Here is a 17127-nt window from a genome sequence, read left to right on the forward strand (position 1 = left end):
GTGGTAATAAAGGATTAATTAAAGCAGGAACGCTATGAAATACTTTACCTACTTAGCTATATCAATCATGGCTATTGCAGTCATCTCTTTGTTTTATCTAAAAAAGCCTGACGGTCAAACATGGCTTTCTGCATCATCAATTAGCAGTGAATCTCAGCAAATTAAAGAAAAAATGGTCGCGCTATCTAGCAATACTTTGGATCAAGCAGTGCAAGGTGTTAAGCAAGCGGGCGATAAAATTGCGAGCAGTATTTCTGATGAACCAATGCCTGCAAGTACTACCTCAAGCAGCAAAATTTTTAAGTGGCAAGATGAAACAGGCCAATGGCACTTTTCTGATACACCTAACCCGCATATAAAAAGTATTGAAGTAAAACTCGATCCTAAAGATATTACTGTTATTGCTGCAGAAGACACGTCTATTTTAAACACCTCTCCAAGTACAAATACAATGTCGGCTGCACCAGAGGGGATCAGTATTTTGAATCCAGACTCTGTTAAAAAGCTATTTAATGACGCCGAAAATGTAAAAGACAAACTAGAAAAACGTAATAAAGAAATTAATAATTTAAGCGCACTTTAGCTATTCTGAGTTAGGGCTTTTATGGTTTTTTAAATAACGTTTTTCGGCTTCCATTAGCAGTATGGTTAAATATATTTTAGTGGGAAGTGATAATAGCACTCCTATAGCGATACATGCTGCCGCTGTAATTATTCCTTTAATACCATGATTAACAGTGAAATAACTCGACACAATTAAAGTGTGGCCTGTCACAATAAGGCATAATCCAAACACTATTGATGTTTTAAGCAGTCGAATAATCATTATTTGCGACATAGTCACCTCACTAAGAGTGACCCTAGTGTAGGCAGGCTTTAAATATTCGGCATTGATTTGAAACAACAAACGGCACACATAAAAAAGCCCAGCTTATTACTAAACTGGGCTTTTAAATGCACTAATTACAGCGCGTATTAATCGAGCATATTACGCAGTACATATTGTAAAATACCGCCGTGTTTGTAGTAATCCCACTCTTTAGGGGTATCAATACGTACATCAACACTCAAGGTTACTTTTTTACCTTCGGCATTGGTTGCAATAACGGTTACTTCATCGGTTTTATCGTACAGGCCATCAATATCAAATTGTTCTTGCCCAGTTAACCCATGTGACTCGTAGCTTTCACCTTCTTTAAATTGCAGCGGTAATACACCCATACCAATTAAGTTAGAACGGTGAATACGCTCATAGCTTTGTGCTACAACGGCTTTTACACCAAGTAACAGAGAGCCTTTAGCCGCCCAGTCACGAGATGAACCTGTACCGTACTCTTTACCCGCTAAAATAATAAGAGGCGTATTATTTTTTTGATACTCCATAGCCGCATCGTAAATGCTTGCTAAATCGTTTTCTGGTTGCGTACGTGTTACGCCGCCTTCAGTACCTGGGGCGAGTAAGTTTTTAAGACGAACATTAGCAAACGTACCACGCATCATTACTTCGTGATTACCACGGCGTGAACCGTACGAGTTAAACTGCGCTTTATCTACGCCATTTTCTTGCAAGTATAAACCTGCTGGTGCATCTGCTTTAATAGCTCCTGCTGGAGAAATATGGTCAGTGGTTACTGAATCCCCAAGTTTAGCTAAACAACGTGCACCCTCAATAGTAGGAATGCCTGGTGGTTCTACTTTCATACCATCAAAAAATGGTGCTTTTTTAATGTAGGTAGATGCGTCATCCCAATCGTAAAGTTTGCCATCTGGTATTTTAATTTGCTGCCAACGGCTATCGCCTTCGTAAACGTTAGCGTAGCTTTTTTTGAACATTTCTTTAGTTACTGTTTCTTTAACTAGGTCGCTTACTTCTTTAACACTTGGCCAAATATTTTTAAGGTAAATGTCGTTACCGTTAGCATCTTGCGCAAGAGGTTCGTTGTATACGTCAATATCGGTTCTACCTGCAATGGCATAAGCAACAACAAGCGGAGGAGACGCTAAAAAGTTCATTTTAACATCTTGGTGAATACGTCCTTCAAAGTTACGGTTACCCGATAAAATAGAACTAACCACTAATTTGTGCTTTTGAATGGCATCTGATATTTCGGTTGCTAGTGGGCCTGAGTTACCAATACAAGTTGTACAACCGTAGCCAACAAGGTTAAAGCCTAAGCTTTCTAGGTCATCCATCAATCCTGCTTTTTCTAGGTAATCAGTAACTACTTTAGAGCCCGGTGCAAGTGATGTTTTAACCCAAGGTTTTACATTAATACCAAGCTGTTTTGCTTTTTTAGCGACTAAGCCTGCGGCTAAAATAACACTTGGGTTAGAAGTATTAGTACAGCTGGTAATCGCGGCAATAACACAAGCGCCATCGTTTAGCTCAAACTCTTGGCCTTTAAATTTAACCTTAGCGGCACCCATAAACTGTGCTTCGTCTACTGGCTCATCTGGATTTGTTGCTGGGCCTTCACTTTCAATGCGAGCTTGTTCTTCATCGCTTTTATCGCGACGAGCCATACGTTCGTCTTGGAAGCCTTTTAAATGATCGCCAATAACTTTGCCAGCTTCATTTAGGGCAATTCTATCCTGTGGACGTTTAGGGCCTGCAAGGCTCGGTACAACATCATCTAATTTAAGTTCAAGTGTATCGGTGTAGCTAGCTTCGTCGCCATCGTTACGCCATAGGCCTTGATGCTTAGCATAATCTTCAATTACTTTTAGGTGTTTTTCGTCGCGGTTTGTTAAGCGAAGATAGTTAATGGTTTCATCATCAATCGGGAAAATACCACATGTAGCACCGTACTCTGGTGCCATATTAGCAATGGTTGCTCTATCGGCAAGTGGTAGGTCAGCAAGGCCGTCACCATAAAACTCTACAAATTTACCTACTACGCCATGGTTACGTAGTATTTCGGTAACTGTTAACACCAAATCGGTTGCGGTAGTTCCTTCAGGTAATCTACCGCTTAGCTTCATACCGACTACTTGTGGAATGAGTAAGCTAATAGGCTGACCAAGCATAGCTGCTTCAGCTTCAATGCCGCCTACACCCCAACCAAGCACACCTAAGCCATTGATCATGGTTGTATGAGAGTCGGTACCTACAAGCGTATCTGGGTAAGCATATTTTTTGCCATCGCGGTCTTCATTAAAAACAACGCGTGCTAGGTATTCTAGGTTTACTTGGTGAACAATGCCGGTTGCTGGTGGCACTACTTTTAAATTATCAAAAGCGGTTTGTCCCCAACGCAAAAATTCGTAACGTTCTTTATTTCGGTCGTATTCAAGTTTTGCATTTAAATCAAATGCACCATCATTGCCGTAACCATCTACTTGTACCGAATGGTCAATAACAAGTTCAGCAGGCGATAACGGGTTTATTTTTGCAGGATCACCACCTAGCTTTTCCATTGCATCACGCATCGCGGCTAAATCAACAATAGCGGGTACGCCGGTAAAGTCTTGCATAACTACGCGAGCGGGGGTAAAGGCAACTTCAGATGCAGGTTTTGCTTGAGGGTCCCAATTAAGGAGGGCTTGAATGTCTTGTTCTTTAATATTTGCGCCGTCTTCGTTACGAAGAAGGTTTTCAAGTAATACTTTTAAGGAGAAGGGCAATCGTTTCGCTTTGTCGCCAAGTCCTTTTAGAGAATGAATATGATATTGCTCACCATTTATTGTGAGCTGATGTTGGGTATCGAAACTATTATTCATTATTTGCCCCTTTATGAATGATAAAAATATTTTGAAGAGTGACCTCTGTAGTGCTTGAGTTGCAAAGTGCATACCAGTGTAAAAAATCGTGTTTAGAGAACGAGTTTTATACAGTTAATATAGTAGAGATGATGCTGAAAAGTTTAATTTCAAGAGATGATTTGAAAGAGGGATAAAGGAGCAAAAGTTATTTAGACCCTCACAAATTACAACAGCCAACCTTGCTGCTTAGCTTTAATGCTTAAATAGAGTAGGGCGACAGCAATTATAATTACAAAAACAGGCATAAATACAGCGCTCAGTCCTAGCAGTTCAATACTATTGATTACAATAAAATTATAATATTGTTGAATTAAAATAGCGCCGAGCGATAGCGTAAAAGTGGGCGTTGCCAGCGCGTTTTTAGCAAGTAAAAAAATACAACCCAAAGTGCTTCCAAATACAGCTATAGCAAATGCAATAGTTGACCAAATAGGAACGTTAGAGTAGGCAGTTTGTTGATCTAGCGGAAGTTTATCTATCATTTCGGGTGTCATCATCATGTGTATAGCAAATGCAATAACGCCAAGTAAGTTCCATACGAGTGCCGCCCATACAACGGGTTTAAACCAAGTGGCTGGTGTGTTTTGTGACATGTTATTACCTTGTTTTTATTGTTATTTACAAGGGAATTAAAGAGTAAAAAGGCCAACTATACAAGTTGACCTTTTTATATAAAAAGAGGGCTTTTAAATGCTTAACCAAATGAAATAGGTCGACGACCTGTTTTATCATCTACTTTTGGTTTTTTAGTTCGCTTACGCTTACTTTTAGCTGGCTGATTTGTTGGTTGTGGTGCAGCTTGCTTTGACTCTGCTTGAGTTTGTACCGCAGGTTTTTCTGCAGGGGTTGCATCTTCACTTAGCGCAAGTTTAAAAAATTCACCATCAAATTCTAATACATCGCCACTGTATAATTTTTTCCGCTTTATTGTACAAATTTCATGGTTAACACCCACATAGCCTTCAGTAATTAGGTTTTTAGCTTGGCCGCCACCTTCAACTAAGTTTAATACTTTTAATAATTTACAAAGCTCAATCGGCTCTTCTTCTAACTCTATTTCTATATATTCTTCGTTCATATTTGCTCTCGGTGGGGTAACGCACAGGCTTTAGTATAAAGGCTTACAGCGACTTTTGCACCAAAGCAAGTAACTTTAGATAGCGGTAATACACAATTAGTTATGAAAGTTTTTAGGTATTTTATCTGTCTTTAAAAAAACTGAAGCAATTAAAAGTTAAGCTTCGTTGCAATCTTTTTTACGTATGGCTCGCTAATTGCTAAAACTCTGGCGGATTAATCAATGTGTAATGAATACATATAAAACGGAGTAGAAAATGGGCGTAAGATTAGCAATGAAAAAAGAGCTAATGGGCTTAGATAATTCAGATATGTTGACCGCAGATGATGTTAGGTCACATCTTACTAATCAAGTAAAAGAGCAAAAGGAAAATGCTGAACGTGGTTTTTCTGTGATTTCAAAATTTAACGATCACCATAGCCGCTTAGTGAGTGGCGATATGAAAAAAAAATCGGTACTTGAATTTCAACGCCATCGTTTATTTAAAGAAGTTTTATACACACGTAAAAGTGTTGATGCGTGGTTAAATAGCCAAATTAGCTGATTTGCTATTTATCAAAAATCAAATAGACTACGCTTGTAATCTATTTGAGATTGATGATGAAAAATATAGTTTTAGTGTGCTGGGTTATTTTACTAAGTGCGTGTCAGCAGCCAACTGTGTATGTTTATACACAAGCATTGAATGCAGATCAAAAGCAGCAGCTAGAAACTAAACTGGCTGCTCAAACTCTACCTTATAAATACCAAAATATTGCAGTACCAAAAGCATATAAAAATGCGACGTTAATAGTCTCTTATAACGACTTTGGTAGCGGGCAGCTAGAACAGTTAACGCTAATAATGCAAAGCATGGGATTTGAGCCTGACATTATTTACAGCAAAGCAGAGAATCATTATTACACGAATGGAAATATAGGTTTTTATTTACGTTCAGCTTCACAAAGCACCGAGCTAAGTATGCCAAGTATTATGCTTACAACGGGTTGCTTAAACGATAGATATAACAATATGCGCGTTTCATTTGACGAAAAAAAGGCGCAATTTACATTACCAAGTGGTTCTAGAGTGATGTTGGATTGGGAGCTTATTGAACAGTACTTAGTTATTTATTATCAAAATACATCGCAATCGTATACGCATACAACGCCAAAAATAAGCACACCTTTTGGGCAAAAGCCGTCAGATACTTTTATTTACAATACACATATAAACAAACCAGATTGGCTTAACTGTTCATTACAAATTGTTTATATGGATTGAGTGATAAAGTTAACCGTGGGCTTCTATATGCTCGCTAAGTTTTGCAATACGCAGACTCATACCTTCTATAATTCGGTCTTTAATTTTTTCACGGATAACGTTAGGTAAACGAGTGAGTGCTTCAGGGGTAATGGCAAGGACGATACTGTCGGTTTTAGCGCGTGCGCTAGTGCTACGCTCTCGGTTATTTATAAAAGCGCCTTCACCTATAAATTCACCAGGTACTATCGTTCCAAGTTCTAGCAAATGATTATGTTTAAATACTAACAACGCACCGCTAAGTACAATATATAAGCGCTTGTCGTTATCGTATTGCTTAAATAAAAACTGATGCTGGCTTACTAAATATAACAGGCCGAACGACTCCAATAAGACTTGGCGCTCGCTGAGCGTAAATTCTTTAAAAAAGTGCAGCCTGTTTATAATTTCCATTTGTTTGAATAATGGAATATGTTCGATTAGCTTCATCAATAACCAAATGTGTTAAAAACGTTTAATTAGCTAATATTGCGCTCTTTTAATTTTCGGGTCAACGTGTTGCGTCCCCAACCAATTTTTATAGCGGCATCTTGCTTATGGCCAGAGCAATTAGCGAGAGCTGTTTTTATTAAGCGGGTTTCTAGCTGAGCTTGAATGTCAGGCCAAATATTTTCTTTACCTTGTTTAAGTTCTTGATTAAGCCATTGCTGAAACGCATCTAACCAATCACCTTCTTCTTGAGTTGGTGTGGCATCAAGAATTTCAGGCGGTAAGTCTTGCTCGCTCACAAGCTCACCCGGTGCCATTACAGTAAGCCAGCGACAGGTGTTTTCTAATTGGCGTACATTGCCTGGCCAATTAAATAAACGTAATTGCTCAGTTGCTTTAGGGCTCAGTACTTTGCTTTCTACTTGTAGCTCTTTAGCGCTTTTATGTAAAAAGTGTTGCGACAAGCTTTCTATATCTTCAGTACGCTCTCGAAGTGCAGGTAAGCGCAGGCGCACAACATTAAGACGATGAAATAAATCATCCCTAAACTTGCCCTGTTTAACTAAATCTTCAAGGTTTTGATGCGTAGCCGCAATAATACGTACGTCTACTTTTATACTTTGATGACCACCAACGCGATAAAATTCACCATCGGCGAGTACGCGCAATAAACGTGTTTGCACATCAAGTGGCATATCACCAATTTCATCTAAAAATAGTGTGCCGCCATTGGCTTGCTCAAAACGGCCTTTACGCACGTTGTCGGCGCCGGTAAATGCGCCTTTTTCGTGGCCAAATAACTCCGACTCAACAAGCTCTTTTGGAATAGCCGCCATGTTAAGTGCAATAAATTGGTTTTCTTTACGTGGGCTATGATTGTGCAAAGCACTGGCGACAAGTTCTTTACCTGTTCCAGATTCGCCATTTATTAATACGCTCATGCTAGAAGCCGATAGTTTACCTATCGCTCTAAACACTTCTTGCATGGCGGGTGCTTCACCAATTATATGCGCACTTTTTGGTGGAGCTTGCTTACGCTTAGTTTTTTTAGTGGAATTTGCCCTGCATGCGCTTTCGACTAGTGCCACTGCTTCGTTTAAATCAAACGGCTTAGCTAGGTATTCAAAAGCACCTTTTTGGAATGCATTTACAGCTGAGTCTAAATCTGAGTGCGCAGTCATTATAATAACGGGCAATCCAGGGTTCTGCTCTGCAATAAGTTCAAGCAACGCCATACCATCCATACCAGGCATTCGTACGTCAGAAACTAAAACAGTAGGTTGGCTAAACTTTAATGCGCTTAATACATCTTGCGCGTTAGAAAAGCTTTCTGCGTTAAACCCTGCACGGGTTAGTGCTTTTTCGAGTACAAATCGAATAGAAGCATCATCATCTACAAGCCAAACTGTTTTCATGCAAACTCCAAACATTAATCTGCAAAGGGCAGATAGATATTAAATTCAGTATGTCCAGGCCAGCTATCACATTCTATATAGCCATCATGTTGATCAATCAGTGTTTGCGCTATTGAAAGGCCTAATCCGGAGCCACCTTCTTTATTGGTGATCATCGGGTAGAACAGTGTTTCGCGTACACTGGGATCAATACCTGGTCCGTTATCAGATATTTGGATCAACAAGGCTTTTTTAGGTGCTTTACCCGGGCGACGATGCTGATGATTTATGCGGGTTTTTATTGTTATTTCACCGCCATCCACAAGCGCCTGTTGGGCATTTCGAACAATGTTTAATACTACTTGCTGAATTTTACCTTGATCAATGTATACATCAGGAATACTTGGGTCGTAATCTTTAACCAAGTTAATGTTAGAGCAATTATCTAACGTACTTAGTCTTGCAACTGATTCAAGTGATTGATGTATGTTGCCATACGATTTTTGCGGAAGTTGATTAGGCCCTAAAAGCCTATCTACTAATTCGCGTAATCGGTCGGCTTGCTCAATGATGAGCTCAGCACATTGATCTCTTTCTTGTTGATCAACCTCATACTGCAATAACTGCGCCGCTCCGCGGATTCCACCTAAAGGATTTTTAATTTCGTGTGCTAAACCTCTAATTAGGTTTCGAGCAGCTTGGTATTGATGCATTTGATTAGACGCTTGGTCGTGCTTAATTTCATCATCAGTTTGGCGCCACTCAAATAAAATATAAAGCGAGCCATTAAACTTAATTTGTCGTGTACTTACGGCTACTTTTGCATGGCGAGAATCGCTAAAAACCACATCAGCTCTATGCTGCTGGCAATCTACGCCTTCAACCAATGAGTATTGTTCTATACGTTGTAAATCGATTGAATGGTAGTTAAAAAGGCTATCAAAAGGCTGATCTAATAGGCGCTTGTTACCAAGGCCAAGCAGCTCACTGGTACTGGTATTGGCATATACAACGGTGAAGTTTTTATCAAGCAACATGATAGCGGTTGTTTGATTTTGCCAAATGGCATCGAGTAGCTCAGGGCTAAAGTTTTTATTATTAATCATAGCTGCACCATTTTAGTGCGTGGATGTTTGCAAGCAAGTTATATGGTTAAATACACTGCTGCACGTTTAGTAATGCCCCAATTTAGTTACCTAGGTTTAGCCCTTTTCGGTGCATAAAAAATATGCAGGGTTCGCTTGTAGCAATAACTTGGTTTTTACTATTAAAAAGCTTTAATTGTAGTGTGTGCTGACCACGTTCTACATCTCTAATTGCAAAGGTTGAGCTGTCACTGGCTGGGCCGTGTGCTTTACCATCAATAAAAAGTTGTATAGTAAAACCAGTTTCAAAGCGTGGTTTTATTCGGCTAGTTACATAAACAGTGCCGGTATTTTCACGAATAGTCTGGTTATGATCAGGTGAGGAAATAGCAATACTAAAGGCCGCTTGTTGAGGCTGAGGTTGCTCGTCAAAAATGTCAGTATTTGTTGCAGGCATATTAAGATCTTGGCTGGTGAGCTTTACCTCTTGGGCCCCTTTATGAGGGGTGTCTGAGAACACTAATACGCCATTTTTATCTTTCCAAGCGTATATTTTTGTTTCACCGGCATAACCATAATTACTTAATCCTAAAGTAATTAATAGTAATAAAATCTTGTTATTCACTCTGCAGCCCTGCATTTTTATCGGTAACTTAACTTTAGTGGAGATTGACTAATTTTACCATTAAAAAAGCCCGCAAAGCGGGCTTGAGAACACACATATTTTTTACAGCTTAATTAACAGCTGTAGTACATTTCAAACTCAACTGGGTGAGTTGTCATGTTAAGCTTTTCAACTTCTTGAGACTTAAGTGAGATGTAAGCATCGATTAAGTCATCAGTGAATACGCCACCTTGAGTTAAGAATTCACGGTCTGCGCTAAGTGCAGATAGTGCTTCGTCAAGTGATGCTGCAACAGTTGGAATTTCTGCTGCTTCTTCAGCTGGTAAGTCGTATAAATCTTTATCCATAGCATCGCCAGGATGGATCTTGTTTTTGATACCATCAAGGCCAGCCATAAGCATTGCTGAGAAAGCAAGGTATGGGTTAGCAGTTGGATCCGGGAAGCGTACTTCAATACGACGACCTTTTTCAGATGGAACCACTGGGATACGGATTGATGCAGAACGGTTACGTGCAGAGTATGCAAGCATAACTGGTGCTTCAAAACCTGGTACTAAACGTTTGTACGAGTTAGTAGACGCATTTGCGAAAGCGTTAATTGCTTTAGCATGCTTGATGATGCCGCCAATGTAGTAAAGTGCATCTTCAGAAAGACCGCCGTACTTATCGCCAGCAAAAAGGTTAACACCGTCTTTAGCTAAAGACTGGTGACAATGCATACCAGAACCGTTATCACCAACAACTGGCTTAGGCATAAACGTTGCTGTTTTACCGTATAAGTGAGCCATGTTATGGATAACATATTTCATTTCTTGAATTTCATCCGCTTTTAATACCATTGTATTAAAGCGAGTAGCGATTTCGTTTTGACCTGCTGTTGCTACTTCGTGGTGATGTGCTTCTACTACTTGGCCCATTTCTTCTAGAACTAGACACGTAGCTGAACGCCAATCTTGGAAGTCATCAACTGGAGCAACAGGGAAGTAACCGCCTTTAACACCTGGACGGTGACCAGTGTTGCCATCTGCATATTCTTTATCTGAGTTCCAAGCAGCTTGCTTAGAATCAATTTTGTACATAGAACCAGACATATCTGATTTGTATTTAACATCGTCAAATACGAAAAATTCTGGCTCAGGGCCAAATAAAACAGTGTCTGCAATGCCTGTAGAACGCATGTAATCTTCAGCACGCTTAGCAACAGAACGCGGGTCGCGCTCATAGCCTTGTAGTGTAGAAGGCTCTACTACGTCACAACGTAAAATTAATGTCGCTTCTTCAGTGAAAGGGTCTAGTTTGATTGACTCAGGAACTGGCATTAATACCATGTCTGATTCGTTTATGCCTTTCCAGCCTGCAATTGAAGAACCGTCGAACATTTTACCGTCTTCGAAAAAATCTTCATCAACTTGGTGATGAGGAATCGATACATGTTGCTCTTTACCCTTAGTGTCAGTAAAGCGTAAATCAATGAACTTGACGTCATTTTCTTTAATAAAATCTAAAACCGATTGTGACATGTGTCCTCCAACTATTGGGTTTTGTTATTGCTGCATAATTGCTTTGGTATTTACTAAGCTGATTTTGTGCCATTATTGTAACTGGCTGTTTATAAATTAAAAAAATATCATTGCATCAAAATGGAATATACAAATGCACCATATTGGTGCGTAAATATTCCATTTTAGTGCAAAATTTACAGAGCGTAATTTGTTGTTAATTTAATCAGCTGAAATTAGCATAACCTAAATGCAAAAGAGTAACAAAAAGATCGGAAAAATAGCCAAAAAGACTGTTTTTCAAAAAAATATTGAAATTTAATTCATATAATTGTCATATATAAAACAGATACTTAGTAAAAGTATTGAGAAAGTTTTAAAATATGTATTGGATAAACTTTCATCCATGTCATTAATGAGGGATAATATGCGCCCTTTTAAATCCTATGCTGGGACATCTCGCGAAAGCGTGGATGAGTGCGTAGATCTTGCAGGATCATTGAGAATTTAATTTCTCTGAGTAAATATATGAGCATCGAAAAGTTAAGAAATATAGCGATTATCGCGCACGTTGACCACGGTAAAACAACTCTGGTTGACAAACTACTTGAGCAATCAGGTACATTAGAAACACGCGGCGGTAACGAAGAGCGCGTGATGGACTCAAACGACATTGAGAAAGAACGTGGTATTACCATTTTGGCTAAAAACACAGCCATCTCTTGGAACGACTACCATATCAATATCGTAGATACTCCGGGACACGCCGATTTCGGTGGTGAAGTTGAACGCGTACTTTCGATGGCTGACTCAGTATTATTACTTGTTGATGCTCAAGAAGGTCCAATGCCACAAACGCGTTTCGTTACGCAAAAGGCATTCGCGCAAGGCTTAAAGCCAATCGTAGTTATCAATAAAATTGATAAGCCAGGTTCACGTCCTGATTGGGTTATGGATCAAATCTTTGATTTATTCGACAACCTTGGCGCAACTGACGAACAGTTAGATTTTAAAGTAATCTACGCTTCAGCTATCAACGGCTGGGCAACACTAGATTTAGACGAGCCATCAGACAACATGGAACCTATGTTCAAGATGATCGTTGACGAAGTATCACCACCGGATGCAGATCCTGAAGGTGACTTCCAAATGCAAATTTCTCAACTAGATTACAACTCTTATGTTGGTGTAGTTGGTATTGGTCGTATTAAACGTGGTTCTGTTGCTCCTAACCAACAAGTTACTATTATCAGTGCTGATGGCACTACACGTAATGGTAAAATTGGCGCAGTACAAAGCTACCTAGGTCTTGAACGTATCGAAACTGATAGAGCTTACGCTGGTAACATCGTAACTGTAACAGGTATTGGTGAGCTTAAGATTTCTGATACAGTTTGTTTCCCAGGAAACGTTGAAGCATTACCACCACTAAGTGTTGATGAGCCAACTGTAACAATGACATTCTCTGTAAATAACTCACCTTTCTGTGGTAAAGAAGGTAAGTTTGTAACGTCACGTAATATCCGTGAACGTTTAGACAAAGAATTAGTACACAACGTAGCACTTCGCGTTGAAGATACTGGTAGCCCAGATAGCTTCCGTGTTTCTGGTCGTGGTGAATTACACCTAGGTATCTTAATCGAGAACATGCGTCGTGAAGGTTACGAGCTTTCAGTTTCTCGTCCAGAAGTTATCTTACGTACTGTAGATGGCGTTCTAGAAGAACCGTTTGAAACAGTTACTATTGACTGTCAAGACGAGCACCAAGGTTCTGTTATGGAGCAAGTTGGCCTACGTAAAGGTGAACTTACTAACATGACTCCAGATGGCAAAGGCCGTATGCGTTTAGATTTCATGATCCCTAGCCGTGGTTTAATTGGTTTCCAAACTGATTTCATGACGCTTACTTCGGGTTCTGGTCTTATGTACCATACGTTCGATCATTACGGTCCTCACAAAGGTGGCGACATCGGTGTTCGTAAGAACGGCGTAATGATTGCAAACGCAACAGGTAAAGCACTTACTAACGCATTATTCAACTTACAAGAACGCGGCCGTTTATTCATCGGTCACGGTGTTGAAGTATACGAAGGTATGGTTATCGGTATTCATAACCGTGATAACGACCTTACAGTTAACGCCCTTAAAGGCAAGCAGTTAACTAACGTACGTGCATCTGGTACTGATGAAGCGCAAACGCTTTCTCCACACCTTAACTACTCACTTGAGCAAGCGCTTGAGTTCATCGATGATGACGAGCTAGTTGAAGTAACTCCACTAAACATTCGTATCCGTAAGCGTTACCTTACAGAAAACGAACGTAAACGTGCAGGTCGTGGACCAAAAGCATAATCTATTAATTTAGAATTATGATTTTAAAAGCCGCTGTATTGCAAAATACAGCGGCTTTTTTGTGGGTGAGATTCATTTATTTAAATTTAAATGAGTGCTATTTTGAATATTAAATAAATTGGAAAATGTAAAAAGGAATTAACTATGCATACTGGAATATTACTTAAAAACGATGATGGTGAAACATATATTTTAGAGAAGCAATATGAACTGTATTACAATTTCACGGTAGACTGTTTTTTTTCAATACAAGCAGCGTATCCTAAATATAAAGAAGCTAGGGAGAAATCAGGTCAGTTAAGTAAAGAAGATAGATTGCATATTCATTCTTTCATATTTTATTCAAATTCTTTCGTTTTATATGCTGCGCTCACATTAGAAGCATATATTAATTATTATGGCGCAAGGTATTTGAAGTTAAGCAATCGACTTAAAAATTTGAGGGTTAGAGATAAATGGAAAGATTATATAAAGTTAAAATTGGATATAGATCTTGATAAAGAGACTAATGAAAAAATAAGTAAAATAATTAACTTGAGGAATACTCTTGCTCACTCTAATGCTGAGAAAGTACTTCTAAATACAAGCGACAACGGTTGGGAAAAAAATATTCAAGCAAGGTTAGAAGTTTTAGATAAAGGACAATTCCTATTTGACTTGAACAGTATTTTTAAAAGAGTATTTGAGTTTGATGAGTCGGAAAAAAAAGACTTTGAAAATAATCATTGGCTAGTCGATCTAGAAAAAACTCAAGATTAATATTGTTACAGGTCAAGTAGGTAATATTTTTACTTTGATCTTTATTTAAGTAATCGATAATGCAAAGCTCTCGCGTTTGTTGGTAGGGTATCTTTTCGTTGGGTTTCGCTTCGCTCAACCCAACCTACTTAATTTTTTATTGGTGGGGTGGCTTACTTTTTAGGGAGTAGGGTTATTTTGCCAAATACATCTGCGTCTATAAATCCACGGTTTCTGTCGCCGTTTACTGGCTGTACTTCGTGTGAACCCATAAAGTGCTCGCGCACTTTGCTGCCGTCGTTATCGCAATACGCTAACATAAAGCCAATGACTTGCTTTTCGCTCAGTGTAAGTGGGGTGTTTTTAGCTCCTTCTTTATAATCATTAGGGTAGAGTTTTATTGCTACTTCCCACGTAATGTTAAAAGGTGCGGTGGTGTTGCGCTTCCAGTTACTGACTAGGTGGTCGGTGTACAAATGGGCTTTTTTATCAGGGCCGTAATCGGCAGCTTGGTTATCAAGGCCAATGTGGTACGCCAAAGCGGTGTGATTAAATTGGTGGTTTCCGCCCGATGCATCGCTGTCTATAAACACTTCTAGCGCATCGTCATCCCAATATTTATAGGTTGGATCGGCGTGTGTATCAATTAAAACGTCATCCACAATATCGGCTTGTAGATATAAATAGTTTTGATCCCACAGTAAACGATAACGCCCTTTAAAGTCGGCATCGCTTGATGGCAATGTGCCATCCATTAAATAAGGCATGTCGTGCCAAGCGGCTTTATCCCACGCGCTTTCTGATACGCCATCGACAGTAATTGGGGTTGATGTATGTTCAACATCAATCGCCATTGCAGGAGCGCTTAATAAAAAGCTTAAGGCGAGTGCTAATTTTTTCATTAATCTCTCAATTTTATTGTGTATTTATATTGGTGTAACACACATCCTAAAACAGTTGAGTAATTAGTTACAGTGAAATACTTTCGCCTTCGTTTAAAATATACAAAGGTGTTTTAGCATCCATTTTTGTGTGCATGTGCAATAAGCGCAGTAAGGCTGAATGACTAGTGCGGTCGCCCATTTTCCACGTTGAGTTACCATAACCCCAAGGTATCATTACTTTACAGTTAAGATCATTCGCGGCGTTTAGTGCATCCTCTGGTGTGGTGTGTACGTAACGATACCAACTAGGGCTCTCTTCACTGTAATAAGACGCTATTGGCATTAAGCATATATCTATATCACTATATTTTTGCTTAATGTCCTTAATGTCCTTAAAGTGCTTTGAGTAGCCGGTATCGCCTGCAAAAAATAAGGTCTTGCCGTTTTGCTCAAGGAGCCAGCCGTTCCATAGGTCTTTATCGTTATCTTCATAAATAAAGGGTATCATTACTCGGCTACTAAAGTGATGAGCAGGTAAGGCATGAATAGCTAAATCGCTAATGTTTGTTTTTGCGTACCAAGCCATTTCGCTAATGTTAAACCCGCCAGTTGGGAAGTTGTCGGCCATGCCCAGTGGTGTTAAGTAGCGAGGTTTATTACCTAACTCTTCTATATCTGCTTTATTAAAATGATCGTAATGAATATGCGAGTACATCACAGCGTCTAAGTTTTCGAGTTCACTTTGTGTTAGCCAATCGCTGGGTTGTCTATAAAACCCTGAGGCTAGCCTAAAGGCTAAATCAACAGGTGAATCAAATTGCTCTTTAACTGGGTCAAATAGCATTTGCTGCCCGTTAGGTGTGCGGATCATAAATCCTGCATGCCCAAGCCAGCGAACAGTGTATCCGGTATTTAATTTCGGAATTACTTGATCAGCAATATATTGGCAGTTTTCACTGTCTGTTTCGCACTGTAGTTTAGGGCTCGTTGGATAGCAGTCAGCTTCGCAGGTAGTAGGGTAAGTTTTTTTACCGGGGTAGAGATTATGAAAGCGTCCTTCTCGTTCGCCATCTTGATGCAGTGGAGTAACGGTACCTTCCCCTGCAATGACCTCAATGTGATTGGCTGTTTGGCAAGCGCTTAGCAGCATACATGTAGTGATGAGGCTAAAGGTGGTTAGTTTCATTGTCGTAATCTAGTTATTATTTTGTAAAAGTATAACAACAACAGCAGATTAACGAATAATTCAAAGGTAACAAAAAGTAACAATAAAAAAGCCTGCAATTTTGCAGGCTTAATAAAAGAGTTTAAACTGATTAGCCTGCGCTATTCATTTGCTCTATAAATTTGTTTGAATCGGCAATCGATTTGTTCATGTCGTTCATCAACAATTGAATATCGCGCTTAAGGTTAGTGAACTCGCCTTTAATAGCCGATACCGCTTGTGCATTTAAGTTATGCTTTAAGTACAAAACGTTATCATGAAGCGATGTTAATACTGGCTCCATTTTGTCCTCAGCACTGCGCATTGAGCGTAATAGCTGATCAAATTGACGCTTAGTAGCGGCTAGCTTTTTACTGCTTTCACGTTTAAGTGAGGCACTTTTATATTGCTCTAGCTCATCGCCCCATTCATCAAATAGCGCTTCTGCTACGTCTTCTACTTTATTGATGTTTGTTGACACTTCGTTAGCGGCTTTTAAGCTCGACTCGTAGTCATCGTTTAATTGATTGTAAGTGTCTTGTAGTTCGCCACCATTAAAATCAATAAGTGTAGTTAAACGTTCAAGTGCCGATTTAAATTCTTCTTGCGACTCTTGTTGTGAGTCTTTGGTTTCTTCTACGCGGTCAATAAGAATATCGCGTTTGTGAACACCCACTTTTTCCATCGCTGAATAATAAGCTGATTGGCAGCCCGATAAAGTAAGTGTTAATACAAGCATTGAAACACTAAGTAATGTTTGTTTTTTCATTTGAAT

17 protein-coding genes are annotated in these 17127 nt (G+C 39.4%); 5 read left to right on the plus strand and 12 right to left on the minus strand.

Annotated elements, in window-relative coordinates; all coding sequences use genetic code 11:
* Positions 1–34: 34 nt before the first annotated feature.
* Positions 35–583, plus strand: a complete 549-nt coding sequence (locus I6F53_RS04010; RefSeq protein WP_197238569.1) for a DUF4124 domain-containing protein — start codon at positions 35–37, stop codon at positions 581–583.
* Here the strand turns inward: I6F53_RS04010 and I6F53_RS04015 are convergent, their stop codons facing one another.
* The 4 genes from I6F53_RS04015 to I6F53_RS04030 form a co-directional block, all read right to left on the minus strand.
* Positions 584–838 (minus strand): hypothetical protein, encoded by a 255-nt coding sequence (locus I6F53_RS04015; protein ID WP_197238570.1) that lies wholly within the window; start codon positions 836–838, stop codon positions 584–586.
* A 137-nt stretch (positions 839–975) separates the two neighbouring features.
* Positions 976–3720, minus strand: a complete 2745-nt coding sequence (gene acnA, locus I6F53_RS04020; protein ID WP_197238572.1) for an aconitate hydratase AcnA — start codon at positions 3718–3720, stop codon at positions 976–978.
* A 206-nt stretch (positions 3721–3926) separates the two neighbouring features.
* A complete protein-coding gene (locus I6F53_RS04025) occupies positions 3927–4355 on the minus strand; it encodes a hypothetical protein (protein ID WP_197238573.1) in 429 nt (142 codons plus the stop codon).
* 101 nt (positions 4356–4456) lie between these two features.
* On the minus strand, positions 4457–4840 hold the full coding sequence (locus tag I6F53_RS04030) for an RNA-binding S4 domain-containing protein (RefSeq protein WP_010554787.1): 384 nt from the start codon (positions 4838–4840) through the stop codon (positions 4457–4459).
* A 256-nt stretch (positions 4841–5096) separates the two neighbouring features.
* Between I6F53_RS04030 and I6F53_RS04035 the strand changes: the two genes are divergently transcribed.
* On the plus strand, positions 5097–5384 hold the full coding sequence (locus I6F53_RS04035) for a hypothetical protein (RefSeq protein ID WP_165728334.1): 288 nt from the start codon (positions 5097–5099) through the stop codon (positions 5382–5384).
* Between the two features lie 56 nt (positions 5385–5440).
* Complete coding sequence (locus I6F53_RS04040; RefSeq protein ID WP_197238574.1) at positions 5441–6103, plus strand: hypothetical protein; 663 nt, start codon at positions 5441–5443, stop codon at positions 6101–6103.
* A gap of 9 nt (positions 6104–6112) precedes the next feature.
* Here I6F53_RS04040 and I6F53_RS04045 read toward each other — a convergent pair whose 3' ends face one another.
* The 5 genes from I6F53_RS04045 to glnA all read right to left on the minus strand — a co-directional run bounded on the left by I6F53_RS04045 (position 6113) and on the right by glnA (position 11195).
* Entirely contained in the window at positions 6113–6571 is a 459-nt protein-coding gene (locus tag I6F53_RS04045) for a cyclic nucleotide-binding domain-containing protein (RefSeq protein WP_165739230.1), read from the minus strand.
* A gap of 29 nt (positions 6572–6600) precedes the next feature.
* Positions 6601–7986 (minus strand): nitrogen regulation protein NR(I), encoded by a 1386-nt coding sequence (gene ntrC, locus I6F53_RS04050; protein WP_197238575.1) that lies wholly within the window; start codon positions 7984–7986, stop codon positions 6601–6603.
* Positions 7987–8000: 14 nt separating this feature from the next.
* The gene (gene glnL / locus I6F53_RS04055) at positions 8001–9071 is read right to left on the minus strand and encodes a nitrogen regulation protein NR(II) (RefSeq protein ID WP_166421826.1); all 1071 of its coding nucleotides are present in this window, start codon (positions 9069–9071) and stop codon (positions 8001–8003) included.
* Positions 9072–9153: 82 nt separating this feature from the next.
* Positions 9154–9675, minus strand: a complete 522-nt coding sequence (locus tag I6F53_RS04060; RefSeq protein ID WP_024589531.1) for a DUF4124 domain-containing protein — start codon at positions 9673–9675, stop codon at positions 9154–9156.
* A gap of 113 nt (positions 9676–9788) precedes the next feature.
* Positions 9789–11195: a glutamate--ammonia ligase gene (gene glnA, locus I6F53_RS04065; protein WP_024594310.1), complete on the minus strand. Its 1407-nt coding sequence runs from the start codon at positions 11193–11195 to the stop codon at positions 9789–9791.
* A gap of 507 nt (positions 11196–11702) precedes the next feature.
* Between glnA and typA the strand changes: the two genes are divergently transcribed.
* Positions 11703–13526 carry a translational GTPase TypA gene (typA, locus tag I6F53_RS04070; protein ID WP_024589533.1) on the plus strand — a complete coding sequence of 608 codons (1824 nt, stop codon included), beginning with the start codon at positions 11703–11705 and terminating at the stop codon, positions 13524–13526.
* A gap of 144 nt (positions 13527–13670) precedes the next feature.
* Positions 13671–14285 carry a hypothetical protein gene (locus tag I6F53_RS04075; protein ID WP_197238576.1) on the plus strand — a complete coding sequence of 205 codons (615 nt, stop codon included), beginning with the start codon at positions 13671–13673 and terminating at the stop codon, positions 14283–14285.
* Positions 14286–14437: 152 nt separating this feature from the next.
* Here the strand turns inward: I6F53_RS04075 and I6F53_RS04080 are convergent, their stop codons facing one another.
* The 3 genes from I6F53_RS04080 to I6F53_RS04090 all read right to left on the minus strand — a co-directional run bounded on the left by I6F53_RS04080 (position 14438) and on the right by I6F53_RS04090 (position 17121).
* Positions 14438–15166 (minus strand): CBM9 family sugar-binding protein, encoded by a 729-nt coding sequence (locus I6F53_RS04080; RefSeq protein ID WP_197238578.1) that lies wholly within the window; start codon positions 15164–15166, stop codon positions 14438–14440.
* Between the two features lie 67 nt (positions 15167–15233).
* Positions 15234–16334 (minus strand): MBL fold metallo-hydrolase, encoded by a 1101-nt coding sequence (locus I6F53_RS04085; protein WP_197238579.1) that lies wholly within the window; start codon positions 16332–16334, stop codon positions 15234–15236.
* Positions 16335–16464: 130 nt separating this feature from the next.
* Positions 16465–17121: a DUF2959 domain-containing protein gene (locus I6F53_RS04090; protein ID WP_197238580.1), complete on the minus strand. Its 657-nt coding sequence runs from the start codon at positions 17119–17121 to the stop codon at positions 16465–16467.
* Positions 17122–17127: the final 6 nt, after the last annotated feature.

Origin of the sequence: Pseudoalteromonas sp. SWN29 (assembly GCF_015864465.1) — a bacterium.
GTDB lineage: Bacteria > Pseudomonadota > Gammaproteobacteria > Enterobacterales > Alteromonadaceae > Pseudoalteromonas.